Source organism: Streptococcus oralis subsp. oralis, assembly GCF_002096445.1.
Classification (GTDB): Bacteria; Bacillota; Bacilli; order Lactobacillales; family Streptococcaceae; genus Streptococcus; species Streptococcus oralis_N.
Map to the genome: position 1 here is coordinate 151,747 of NZ_NCUK01000013.1, position 12,619 is coordinate 164,365.

At 44.3% G+C, this 12,619-nt stretch carries 11 protein-coding genes and 1 riboswitch; of the genes, 6 read left to right on the plus strand and 5 right to left on the minus strand.

Translation table 11 applies throughout. The annotated features are described in order from the left end of the window. Nucleotides 1-7: 7 nt before the first annotated feature. From recD2 to rnhC, 3 genes are all read right to left on the minus strand, one after another. Nucleotides 8-2,377 (minus strand): SF1B family DNA helicase RecD2, encoded by a 2,370-nt coding sequence (recD2, locus tag B7721_RS04120; RefSeq protein ID WP_084877666.1) that lies wholly within the window; start codon nucleotides 2,375-2,377, stop codon nucleotides 8-10. 129 nt (nucleotides 2,378-2,506) lie between these two features. Further along, nucleotides 2,507-3,121, minus strand: coding sequence for a signal peptidase I (gene lepB / locus B7721_RS04125; RefSeq protein ID WP_049519411.1), 615 nt, complete (start codon nucleotides 3,119-3,121; stop codon nucleotides 2,507-2,509). A gap of 3 nt (nucleotides 3,122-3,124) precedes the next feature. Next, nucleotides 3,125-4,006: a ribonuclease HIII gene (rnhC, locus tag B7721_RS04130; RefSeq protein ID WP_084877667.1), complete on the minus strand. Its 882-nt coding sequence runs from the start codon at nucleotides 4,004-4,006 to the stop codon at nucleotides 3,125-3,127. An 86-nt stretch (nucleotides 4,007-4,092) separates the two neighbouring features. Here rnhC and zapA point away from each other — a divergent pair, with 86 nt between their 5' ends. The 6 genes from zapA to B7721_RS04160 all read left to right on the plus strand — a co-directional run bounded on the left by zapA (nucleotide 4,093) and on the right by B7721_RS04160 (nucleotide 10,736). Beyond that, nucleotides 4,093-4,395: a cell division protein ZapA gene (zapA, locus tag B7721_RS04135; RefSeq protein WP_000002028.1), complete on the plus strand. Its 303-nt coding sequence runs from the start codon at nucleotides 4,093-4,095 to the stop codon at nucleotides 4,393-4,395. Next, on the plus strand, nucleotides 4,392-4,940 hold the full coding sequence (locus tag B7721_RS04140; protein WP_045617638.1) for a CvpA family protein: 549 nt from the start codon (nucleotides 4,392-4,394) through the stop codon (nucleotides 4,938-4,940). Before zapA ends, B7721_RS04140 begins: the two co-directional genes overlap by 4 nt. 100 nt (nucleotides 4,941-5,040) lie before the next feature. Then, nucleotides 5,041-7,377: an endonuclease MutS2 gene (locus B7721_RS04145; protein ID WP_084877669.1), complete on the plus strand. Its 2,337-nt coding sequence runs from the start codon at nucleotides 5,041-5,043 to the stop codon at nucleotides 7,375-7,377. 168 nt (nucleotides 7,378-7,545) lie between these two features. Then, nucleotides 7,546-7,634: riboswitch (glycine riboswitch) on the plus strand. An 89-nt stretch (nucleotides 7,635-7,723) separates the two neighbouring features. Next, nucleotides 7,724-9,046 carry an alanine/glycine:cation symporter family protein gene (locus B7721_RS04150; protein ID WP_084877671.1) on the plus strand — a complete coding sequence of 441 codons (1,323 nt, stop codon included), beginning with the start codon at nucleotides 7,724-7,726 and terminating at the stop codon, nucleotides 9,044-9,046. A gap of 131 nt (nucleotides 9,047-9,177) precedes the next feature. After that, nucleotides 9,178-9,726 (plus strand): carboxymuconolactone decarboxylase family protein, encoded by a 549-nt coding sequence (locus B7721_RS04155; protein ID WP_084877672.1) that lies wholly within the window; start codon nucleotides 9,178-9,180, stop codon nucleotides 9,724-9,726. A 110-nt stretch (nucleotides 9,727-9,836) separates the two neighbouring features. Next, the gene (locus B7721_RS04160) at nucleotides 9,837-10,736 is read left to right on the plus strand and encodes a TDT family transporter (protein WP_084877674.1); all 900 of its coding nucleotides are present in this window, start codon (nucleotides 9,837-9,839) and stop codon (nucleotides 10,734-10,736) included. Nucleotides 10,737-10,757: 21 nt separating this feature from the next. Here B7721_RS04160 and serS read toward each other — a convergent pair whose 3' ends face one another. After that, on the minus strand, nucleotides 10,758-12,032 hold the full coding sequence (gene serS, locus B7721_RS04165; protein WP_084877676.1) for a serine--tRNA ligase: 1,275 nt from the start codon (nucleotides 12,030-12,032) through the stop codon (nucleotides 10,758-10,760). Nucleotides 12,033-12,246: 214 nt separating this feature from the next. Beyond that, on the minus strand, nucleotides 12,247-12,618 hold the full coding sequence (locus B7721_RS04170; protein WP_084877677.1) for a DUF956 family protein: 372 nt from the start codon (nucleotides 12,616-12,618) through the stop codon (nucleotides 12,247-12,249). Nucleotide 12,619 lies beyond the last annotated feature (1 nt).

Here is a 12,619-nt window from a genome sequence, read left to right on the forward strand (position 1 = left end):
TGCTTGTCTATTTTCCAAAAATCTCTTTGAGGTCTGCGTCTGTAATTCCAATCATAGCTGGGATGCTAGACCAGTTTTCCTCGGTGAGGATGTAGGATTGTTCAGAGTCACTTGCTGTGGCAGTTTCAGAGAAGGCTTGTTTGCTTTCTTCAATATTAGTTTCAATTAAATCACTGAAACGCTCAATCAGATAGGTCTTGCGAGCAGTTCCAATATGTTTGATTGCATAGTCAAAGGCCTGTAACTCGCCAAGAAGGATGAGCTTGCTCTTGGCCCGTGTGATAGCTGTGTAGATGAGATTTCGCTCTAGCATGCGCTTGCTAGCACTGGTGATGGGCAGGATGACAACGGGAAACTCACTTCCCTGAGACTTATGGATACTCATGGCATAGGCTAGTCGAATCTTGTACCATTCGTTACGTGGGTAGATGACCTCATTGCCATCAAAATCAATGACAATCTCGTCTTGTTTGGACTCGGTGTATTTTCCAGGAATCAGGTCTGTGATGTAGCCTAGGTCTCCGTTAAAGACATTGACTTCGGCATCGTTGACTAGGTGAATGACCTTGTCCCCTGTTCGATAGTGACACTGAGTTGCTTCAAAGCTAACTTGCCCCTTTTGCTGAGGATTGAGCAGGTCTTGCATGAGTTGGTTGATGGCGTCAATACCAGCAGTTCCTCGATACATAGGCGCTAGCACCTGAATATCTCGAGCCGGAATGCCACTTCTGAGGGCAGCACCAAGAATTTTCTCAATCGTAGCTGGGATATGGCCACTAGCGATTTCAAAGTAGGAGCGGTCAGCTTTTTTCTGAGTAAAGTCAGCTGGCAAGATGCCTTGTCGAATCTGACTAGCCAAGGTGACGATAGTTGATTCTTCACTCTGACGGTAAATCCGTTCCAAGCGCGTCTGCGGAATCAGGGGTATCTGGAGCAGGTCAGCTAGGACTTGTCCGGGACTAACAGACGGTAGCTGGTCGCTATCTCCTACGATGAGAATTTTACTGTTAGAAGAGATGTTGGAGAAGAGTTGGTTAGCTAGCCAAGTGTCCACCATAGAAAACTCATCCACGATGATGAAGTCGGCATCCAGATAATCTTCTAGATGACTGGTATCATCGTCTCCCGTCATCCCCAAATGGCGGTGTATGGTCGCGCTAGGCAAACCTGTTAATTCATTCATGCGCCGAGCCGCTCGACCAGTTGGAGCAGCGAGAAGAATCGGCAGGTTGCTTTTCTTCCTGAGGTCAAGTCCTTCTAAAAGTGCATAAACAGCGATAATTCCATTGATAACAGTCGTCTTACCAGTACCAGGTCCACCTGTTAGGATAAAGACCTTGTTCTGGACAGCGTCGCAGATGGCCTGTTTTTGGATGCTATCGTATTGGATACCCAGTTCTTCCTCAACACTAGCGATATGCTTGTGAATGGTTTCTAGATCCTGACTTTTCTGCTTTTCTTTTTCAAGGATACGAACCAAGTGACTGCGAATGCCTTCCTCAGCGAAAAAGAGGCTGTTATCAAAGATTTTGGTATCAATCTGCTGAACCTTGTCTTCTTCAATCAAATGAGATAATTCCTGAGCAACTTGGCTGGGATCGAGTTCCACGGGACGGGAAGACTCTAGGAGAGTCAGGGTTTGTTCCAGCAAATCTCGGGCTTCCATATAGGTATCGCCTGTATCCATACATCCCTGAAAAAGACTGTGGACAAGGCCAGCACGGAAGCGTTCAGGAGCTTGACTTTCGATGCCTAGTTCGGCAGCCAATTGGTCAGCAATGGTAAAACCCAAGCCCTTGATATCCTCAACCAGTTGGTAGGGATAGTTTTCGACAATATCCAGCGTTTCTTCCTTGTAAAAGTCTTGAATCTGAAAGGCCAGTTTATTGGGAATGCCGTAGTTAGCTAGTTTAGCTAAGACCATCTCTGTCCCGTAGTTGAGACGGAGGGTAGAGAGGAAAGCCTCGCGATTTTTGGCAGAGAGTCCTGAGATGCCTTCTAGCTTTTCAGGATGTTCCAGAATTTCGTCAATGGTATTTTCACCATAGCTATCGACGATTTTCTGAGCAGTTTTGAGACCAATTCCCTTGAAATGACTGCTAGAAAAGTACTTGATAAGGCCCTTGCTAGTGGGTTTTGCCCGCTCATAACGACTGATCTGTAGCTGTTCACCATACTTGGAGTGCTGAACGATTTGCCCCCAAAAAGTGTAGTCTTCACCCTCAATCACGTCTGCCATGGTTCCGGTGACGATGATTTCAAAATCGTCAAAGTCCTCCGCATTGGTATCTTCGATATCTAGGAGGAGAATACGATAAAAATTACTGGGATTTTCAAAAATAATCCATTCAATGGTGCCTGAAAAATAAACTTCCATAGGTTTCCTTTACATGAGTTCGTGAGAGTCGTACCCTTAGCTTCTTTCAACAAGCTAGGAGACTAAAAGGTCTTCTTCTCGCAATAGAAAAAGAGACTGAGACTTAGCATTCTCGGCCTCTTCCTTATCTTAAAAAGTTCCGATACGGTTAAGTGGCCAGAAACGGAATTTTGCTTCGCCTTTGATTTCGCTGGCCTTGAAGGTACCAACATGGCGGCTGTCGCTAGAGACTAGACGATCATCACCAAGGAGAAGGTACTCGCCTTGAGGGACAGTAAAGCTGAAGCTGGTATTGGAATTGACATCGACCGTAAAGGCTTGTGCTTTTTGAGCAAGTTCTCTAAAGTAAACTCCCTTATTGCCTTCAAATCCTTTGCCAGTATAGGTATTTTGCAACTTTTCTGTTTTGAACAAGTTGAGGTATTCAGCTAGGTAGGGTTCATCCGTTTCTTTATCGTTGATAAAGAGTTTGTCATTTTCGTAGCGGATGGTATCTCCAGGCATGCCGATAACCCTTTTGACAATGTCTTTATTTCCGTCTTCCTCATGCGCAACCACGATGTCGAAGCGGTCAATTGGGAGGTGTTTAACAACGAAGAGAACTTCTCCGTCGGCTAGGGTAGGGTCCATAGAGTGTCCTTCTACACGGACATTGCTCCAAAGAAAGATACGACTAAGACCTACCAGTGCGATAATCAGGAAGAAAACTCCCCATTCTTTTAGAAATGTTTTAAACGAATTCATAATTTACCTTTCTAGAAGTGCTTTGGCTTTTTCAGTGTTTTTAAAGTGAAGTTTGGCGCAGAAATGAAGTCCTTTCATTCCATAGGCTTGAAGGATTTTACTGGCAACCTTATCAGATGCAGTTCCAGCGCCACTTGGCAGTTGATAGCCTAGTTCTCGTCCAAGATTTTCCAAGTTTTCGAGGAAGAGATCCCGCGCAATGATGGAGCTAACTGCAACAGCCAGGTATTTTCCCTCAGCTTTTTCTTCCAAAGTGATCTTGTTTGGAAAACGGTTGGCTTCTTGCGCCAAGTACTTGTCATAGTTTTTTGGGCTTGTAAAAGCATCAATCACGATTTTCTCTGGCTGGACTCCTTTTTTTAGAAGGAGAAAGATAGCTTGGTTGTGAAGAGCAACCTTTACAGAAACAGCATTGTAACGCTCTCCGATGACTTCGTTGTACTTGCTCGGTGAAAGAAGGAGCGCTTGATGTGGAATCTTTTCCTTGAGGATAGGGGCAATCTGACGAATCTTTTGGTCGGTCAGAGTCTTGGAATCTCCCACGCCGAGTTTTCGTAGGAAGTCATGCTGGTCAGGTGTCACGAAGGAAGCCACGACAGCTAGTCCGCCAAAGTAGGAACCATTTCCCACCTCATCAGTCCCAATTATAGGGAAATCTTGTCCACTGTTTTCTTGTTGAACTTGATAACCAAAGAAACTAGCGTATTGCTCAGCAGCTTCGCCCTGCAGGAGAACTTTTCCAGAAGTATAGATGGAAACCGTTGCCTGAGGCAGTCTCAAAAAATAGCGAATATAAGGATTTTTACTAGGACTGAGAGCCTTCTGATACTGACTTAAAAAGCTCTGAATTTCCTGTTCACTTGGTGTGAGTGTGATACTTGCCATAGTCTCTATTGTACCACAAAAGCAGGAGAATTGGTAAAAACTGACAAAGTTAGCGAAATTTGGTATAATATCGTGAGGTGAATTTTATGGCAAATCTAAATCGATATAAGTTTACATTCGGGAAAAAGACATTAACCTTGACAACCGAGCATGACAACCTCTTTATGGAGGAAATTGCCAAGGTTGCGACTGAAAAATACCAAGCAATTAAAGAACAAATGCCTGGGGCGGATGATGAGACCATTGCGCTTCTTTTGGCGGTCAACTGTCTTTCTACACAGCTCAATCGTGAAATTGAATTTGATGACAAGGAGCAAGAGTTGTTAGAACTCCGCCACAAGTTAATTGCTGTCAAACAAGAACAGAGCAAGATTGAGGATTCCCTATGATTTCAATCCTACTCTTATTGGTTCTGGCTTGGGGCTTTTACATCGGCTACCGTAGAGGTTTGGTCCTGCAAGTTTATTATTTCCTCGTGGCAGTGATTTCAGCCTTTGTTGCGGGACAGTTTTATAAATCACTGGGTGACCACTTTCACTTGCTTGTCCCTTATGCCAATCCTCAGGAAGGACAGGGCACCTTTTTCTTCCCTTCAGACCAGCTGTTTCACCTAGACAAGGTCTTTTATGCGGGCCTAGCCTACCTTTTAGTTTTTGGGATTTGCTACACTATCGGACGTTTTATCGGTTTGTTCCTGCACTTGATTCCAACTAAAAAGCTTGATGTCAAATGGTTGCGTATCGGATCAGGCCTTTTGTCTCTATTGGTAACCTTATTTGTCTTGCAAATGGCTTTGACCATCCTTGCAACAGTGCCTCTGGCAGTCATTCAAAATTCACTCGAAAAAAGTACAGTAGCCAAACACATCATCCAAAGTGTCCCTTTTACGACAAACCTTATCAAACAACTCTGGGTGACAAATTTAATCGGATAAAAAGGGCGGGATTTTTCCTAGCCCTTTGTTTACAGATTGGACGACTAAGTCAAAACCTCTAGTTGCTATAATCTTGTAAACCAGCATACAAGGAAAGAATATGAATACAAAAATACTAGAAACCTTAGAATTTAATAAAATCAAGGCCTTGTTTGAACCTCATCTCCTGACAGAACAAGGACTAGAGGAGCTAAAAGGCTTGGCCCCAACTGCCAAGGTGGATAAGATCAAACAAGCCTTTACAGAGATGGAGGAAATGCAAGCCCTATTTGTGGAGCAACCCCACTTTACCATCCTAGCGACACGTGAGATTTCAGCTGTCTGCAAGCGTCTGGAGATGGGAGCGGACCTCAATATTGAGGAGTTCCTGCTCCTCAAACGGGTCTTGCTGGCTAGCAGAGAGTTGCAAGGCTTTTATACCAATCTCGAAAACGTACGCTTGGAGCAGTTGGCGAGATGGTTTGAAAAACTACATGATTTTCCACACTTGCAAGGGAGTCTTCAAGCCCTAAATGATGCAGGATTTATCGAAAATTTCGCCAGTGAAGAGCTAGCACGCATCCGTCGGAAAATCCATGATAGCGAGAGTCAAGTTCGAGATGTCTTGCAAGACTTGCTCAAGCAAAAAGCGCAGATGTTGACGGAAGGCATAATTGCTAGCAGAAATGGCCGTCAAGTCTTACCAGTCAAGAACACCTATCGCAATAAGATTGCAGGTGTTGTCCATGACATCTCTGCTAGTGGTAATACGGTCTATATCGAGCCACGGGAGGTGGTCAAGCTGAGCGAAGAAATCGCTAGTCTGCGAGCTGATGAACGCTATGAGATGATTCGCATCCTGCAGGAGCTCTCAGAACGGGTCCGCCCTCATGCTGCAGAGATTGCTAATGACGCTTGGATCATCGGCCATTTAGACTTGATTCGTGCCAAGGTGCGTTTCATTCAAGAAAGACAAGCAGTCGTTCCTCAACTTTCAGAGAATCAAGAGATTCAACTCCTTCATGTTCGCCATCCTTTGGTCAAAAATGCTGTTGCAAATGATGTACACTTTGGTAAGGAATTAACGGCCATTGTCATTACAGGTCCCAATACTGGTGGGAAGACCATCATGCTCAAAACCCTGGGCTTGACTCAACTCATGGCCCAGTCAGGCTTGCCCATCTTAGCTGATAAGGGAAGTCGTGTCGGTGTTTTCGAGGAAATCTTCGCGGATATTGGGGATGAGCAGTCTATTGAGCAGAGTTTGTCTACCTTCTCCAGCCATATGACCAATATCGTAGATATTCTTGGCAAGGTCAATCAGAACTCGCTCTTATTGCTAGATGAGCTCGGGGCTGGGACCGATCCGCAGGAAGGAGCAGCACTTGCTATGGCTATTCTGGAGGATCTTCGTCTGCGTCAGGTTAAGACTATGGCTACGACCCACTATCCAGAACTCAAGGCTTATGGTATCGAGACTGCCTTTGTGCAAAATGCCAGCATGGAGTTTGACACAGCCAGCCTGCGTCCGACCTATCGCTTTATGCAGGGAGTTCCTGGTCGAAGCAATGCCTTTGAAATTGCCAAACGCCTGGGCTTGTCAGATGTCATCGTAGGAGATGCCAGCCAGCAGGTTAATCAAGATAATGATGTCAACCGTATCATTGAACAATTGGAAGAGCAAACGCTTGAAAGTCGCAAACGCTTGGACAATATTCGTGAGGTGGAGCAAGAAAACCTCAAGATGAACCGAGCACTCAAAAAACTCTATAACGAGCTCAATCGTGAAAAGGAAACTGAGCTCAACAAGGCGCGTGAACAAGCTGCCGAGATTGTGGAACTCGCTCTAAATGAGAGTGACCAGATTCTCAAGAATCTTCACAGCAAGTCTCAACTCAAACCCCACGAAATCATTGAAGCCAAGGCTGAACTGAAAAAACTGGCTCCTGAAAAAGTCGACTTGTCTAAAAACAAGGTCCTTCAAAAGGCCAAGAAAAAACGAGCTCCAAAGGTTGGGGATGATATCATTGTTCTCAGTTATGGTCAACGTGGAACCCTGACCAATCAGCTTAAGGATGGTCGCTGGGAAGCCCAAGTTGGCTTGATCAAGATGACCTTGGAAGAGAAAGAATTTGACCTTGTTCAAGCCCAACAAGAAGCCCCAGTCAAGAAAAAACAAGTCAATGTCGTCAAACGTGCTTCTGGTCGTGGTCCGCAAGCCAGACTGGATCTCCGAGGCAAACGGTACGAAGAGGCCATGAATGAGCTGGACGCCTTTATCGACCAAGCCCTGCTCAATAACATGGCGCAAGTCGACATTATCCATGGTATCGGTACGGGAGTCATCCGTGAGGGCGTCACCAAATACCTGCAAAGAAACAAGCATGTCAAGAGTTTCGGCTATGCTCCACAGAATGCTGGCGGTAGTGGCGCAACCATTGTGACCTTTAAAGGATAGAGAGAAGAAGGAGTCAACCTTTCTGAAAAAAGAAATGAAAGGTCAAAAATTTTCATAGAAAATATTGACAAAGGCTAACTTTTCTTGTAGAATAATAAAAAATAAAATACCAACACCGAATGAAGTTTAATAGAAGTGGAGAAAGGTTTGTTTTCCATGACTGTAAATGGACGGAACTCTGGAGAGACCGTAAAGGCACCGAAGGGGCAAGGCAGGTAACTGCTCAAACTCTCAGGTAAAAGGACAGAGCTAGGATAGACCGCTTTTTGGCATTTATCTAAGCATTCCAGAGTACATGTATCTTGCATGTGCTCTTTCTTTTGGGGTTGAAAGATAGGAGAAGGATATGTTAGAATTGCTAAAAGCGCTTGATGCTTTCGTTTGGGGGCCTCCCCTCTTGATCTTGTTGGTCGGAACGGGTATCTATTTGACCATCCGACTAGGCCTTTTGCAGGTGGCTCGTCTTCCTAAAGCCTTTCAGTTGATCTTTACCAAGGATAAGGGGCATGGCGATGTGTCGAGCTTTTCTGCTCTCTGTACGGCTCTAGCCGCCACCGTTGGTACGGGAAATATCATCGGGGTCGCAACAGCCATTAAGGTTGGAGGACCAGGGGCCCTCTTTTGGATGTGGATGGCAGCCTTTTTTGGGATGGCGACCAAGTATGCCGAAGGCTTACTTGCCATCAAATACCGCACAAAGGATGCAAATGGAGCTGTAGCTGGAGGCCCCATGCATTACATCCTTTTGGGGATGGGAGAAAAGTGGCGTCCACTTGCTATCTTCTTTGCCCTAGCGGGTGTATTGGTTGCCCTTCTGGGGATTGGTACCTTTACCCAGGTCAATTCAATTACAGAATCTATCCAAAATACAGCCCAAATTGATCCAGCTATCACGGCTCTGATTTTATCCATTTTGGTGGGTATTGCCGTCTTTGGTGGACTCAAATCCATATCAAAAGTTTCGACAGCAGTTGTTCCTTTTATGGCTATTGTCTATATTTTAGGGACTCTTACAGTTATTCTCTTTAATATCGAAAAAATCCCAGCCACACTTGCCCTGATTTTTACTTCAGCCTTTAGTCCAGCTGCTGCGGTAGGCGGTTTTGCAGGTGCCAGCATTCGGATGGCTATCCAAAATGGTGTGGCGCGGGGAGTCTTTTCTAATGAATCTGGTCTTGGTTCTGCTCCCATTGCAGCGGCTGCAGCTAAGACAAATGAGCCTGTCGAGCAAGGCTTGATTTCCATGACAGGAACCTTTATTGATACCCTTATTATCTGTACATTGACTGGTTTAACAATCTTGGTAACTGGGGTTTGGAGTGGTGATTTGAATGGAGTTGCCTTGACCCAGTCAGCCTTTTCAACAGTTTTTTCACACTTTGGACCTGCCCTCTTGACCATCTTCCTTGTACTCTTTGCCTTTACGACGATTCTCGGATGGAACTATTACGGAGAGCGCTGTTTTGAGTTTCTCTTCGGTGTTCGTTTTATCTGGCTCTATCGTGTAGTCTTTGTAGTCATGGTCTTGTTGGGAGTATTTATTGAGTTGGATATGGTCTGGATTATCGCAGACATCGTCAATGCCTTGATGGCTTTACCAAACTTGATTGCTCTCTTGGTCTTGTCGCCAGTCGTTATTTCCGAAACCAGAAAGTATTTTAAACACTAACCCAATCACACTTTTAGTGTGATTTTTTTCATTTCATAGACATTTTCTATCAAGGCGATTGAAAATATATATTATCCAAGGGTGAAATTCTATGATAGACTAAATGACAATAAAATGAAAAGAGGTTTCTTATGACAACATTTACCATCCACACAGTAGAATCAGCACCAGCAGAAGTGAAAGAAGTTCTTGAAACAGTACAAAAAGATAACAATGGCTATATTCCCAACCTAATCGGTCTCTTGGCCAATGCCCCAACCGCGCTTGAAGCCTACCGAACTGTCGGAGCTATCAACCGTCGCAATAGCCTGACACCAGTGGAACGCGAAGTAGTACAAATCACAGCAGCCGTAACCAATGGATGTGCCTTCTGTGTCGCAGGTCACACCGCCTTTTCGATCAAACAAATCCAGATGAATGATGATCTTCTCCAAGCTCTTCGCAATCGCACTCCAATCGAGTCAGATCCTAAGCTAGATACTCTGGCCAAGTTTATCTTGGCAGTCATCAATACCAAGGGTCGTGTAGGCGATGAAGCGCTTAGTGAATTTTTAGAAGTCGGCTATACCCAGCAAAATGCCTTGGATGTGGTTCTGGGCGTCAGCCTAGCCAGCCTTTGCAATTATGCCAACAACCTAGCCAATACGCCTATTAACCCAGAATTACAACCTTATGCCTAGTTCGAATCAGAAAGAAAAAATGAAGACTGAGCAATCCAGTCTTCATTTTTCTATGCTATTTTAAGCGCTTTTATGCTATACTAATAATAACATGATTATTGGAGGCTCGGATGAAAAAGCTCCCCTTAGTATTCTCTGGCTGTTTATTAGGTTTAGCAGGTGCAGGAAACCTGATTGCAGATACTTGGCCAGTTCTGTCGCATTTATTGAGTCTGATTGGTTTAGTTTTGTGGATTTTCTTTCTGATTCTTCATCTTTTTAATTGGGAAGAAACCAGGAAAGAATTGACCAAGCCCCCTCTTTTATCTGGGATGGCCACTTTTCCCATGGCTGGGATGATTTTATCGACCTATGTCTTTCGCGTATTCCCTGCTCTTCCTATAGTAGCACAAGGGATCTGGTGGTTTTCATTTCTCTTGGATTTGGCTTTGATTGCTACTTTTACCATCAAATTTGCCTGTCCAGGTCGGAGGGTCAATGCGACTCCTAGCTGGACGGTACTCTATGTGGGGATAGCAGTAGCAGCCTTGACCTATCCTCTTGTCGGTATCATTGAAATTGCCTATGCGACCTTGAGTTTTGGTTTTGTCTTGACCTTCTATCTCTATCCTCTTATTTATAGTGATTTAAAGAAAGATCCACTCCCAGTAGCCTTGCTTGGACAGGAAGGAATATACTGTGCTCCCTTTTCCCTACTCTTGGCTTCTCTGGTTCGAGTTGGAGGAGCAAGTTTACCGACTTGGCTCTTGATTGTCATGATTTTGGCATCTCAGTCCTTCTTTTTCTTTGTGTTGACTCGCCTGCCCAATATTTTAAAACAAGGCTTTCAACCAGCCTTCTCAGCCCTCACCTTTCCAACCATTATCACAGCTACTTCGCTCAAGATGGCTCAGGGAATTTTGAAACTTCCATTTCTGGATTATCTGGTATTGGCTGAAACCGTTATTTGCCTCACTATTTTATTCTTTGTCTTGGGTGCTTATCTGATTTGGTTACGAAAAAAGGTCTAGCTAGAAATAGCTAGGCCTTTTTTATGGTTTGATAACTTCAGCTCCACCCATGTATGGACGAAGGACTTCAGGAATAGTAACAGAACCATCTTCGTTTTGATAGTTTTCAAGAATAGCAGCAACGGTACGTCCAACAGCAAGTCCAGAACCGTTCAAGGTGTGAAGGAGTTTCACCTTATCATCTGCTTCATCACGGTAGCGAATTTGAGCACGACGAGCTTGAAAATCTTCTGTATTTGAACAGCTTGAGATTTCACGATAGGTATTTTGCGCTGGAATCCAAACTTCCAAGTCGTAAGTCTTAGCAGCTGAGAAGCCCATGTCCCCAGTAGAGAGGGCAACGACACGGTATGGAAGGTTGAGTTTTTGAAGAATATTTTCAGCGTTGGCTGTCATCTTTTCCAATTCTTCGTAAGATTCTTCTGGTTTGGCAAATTTGACCATTTCAACCTTGTGGAATTGGTGCAAACGAATCAAGCCACGTGTATCACGACCAGCTGAACCAGCCTCAGAACGGAAAGATGGACTCATAGCGGTAAAGTAGATTGGTAGATCTTTACCGTCAAGGATTTCATCACGATAGTAGTTTGTAAGAGGCACTTCAGCTGTAGGAATGAGGACATAATTAGTGTCTTTCAATTCAAAAGTATCTTCCTTGAATTTTGGATATTGCCCAGTACCAAACATAGAGTCATGGTTAACCATGTATGGTGTGATAACTTCCGTATAGCCTTCTTTACCGTGCTCATCCAACATAAAGTTGTAGATAGCACGTTCCAAACGAGCACCGAGTCCTTTATAGAAGAGGAAGCGAGCTCCTGTTACCTTACCACCGCGTTCCCAGTCAAGGATACCAAGGTCTTCACCAAGATCCCAGTGAGCTTTTGGCTCGAAGTCAAACTCGCGTGGAGTACCCCAACGGCGAACTTCCACATTGTCATCTTCGTCAGCCCCAACAGGAACGCTGTCAGCAGGGATGTTTGGAAGAGTAGTGGTAAATTCTGTTAATTTAGCATCGATGTCCGCCAATTCAGCATCCAAGGCTTTGACTTCAGCAGATAGGGTTTGCATCGCAGCAATCTTGTCATCGGCATTTTCCTTGTTGCGCTTAGCTTGGGCAATCTCAGCAGAAACTGTGTTACGTTCTGCTTTGAGCGTTTCAACCTTGACCAAGATGTCACGACGTTTAGCATCGATTTCTTTCATCTCATTTAAGATAGCAGCATCTACACCACGTGTAGCTAATTTTTCAGCAACAGCATCAAAATCTGTACGAATACGTTTAATATCTAACATAAGAACTCCTTTATGAAAAAAAGCACACCTGACAAAGTGTTGGAGTGGCAAGGCCACGGTTCCATCCAACTTCACAGGTGTGCACTTGATTATATATGTAATTGTGAACAACGGTAGAATTTCACCTATCCCTCCTATCTGCTCGCAGCACCCGCAGACTTTCTGAAAGAAGGAGATAACTTACTTATCCGTTGCTATGATTATACTAAAGTTTCTACTTTTTTGCAAATAGATTTTTAAGTTTTTGTCCAATGGTCTGGAGTAGAGTCGGAAGTTTCACAACCTTGTCGTTTCCTAATTTTTCCCGAGCAATTTTGAGGATAGCACCAGAGTCTTTTGAAGCAAAGAGGAATTTTCCTTGATCAGTGAAGACTTCAAAGTGGCGGCTGATCTTGCGACCACTTACGTTGGCTCCGATTTGCTGAATGCTGGACCAGGGGATTTGGATATATTGTTCGACATTGACATCAGGATAAAACTCTATGGCTTGATCCCCAACTAGAAATTTTCCAACTTTTCCAGAGATAGAGAGGTAAGATGTCCCAGTAGTTTGGAGGTCAATGACTTGATTGAGTGATTGGGCCATG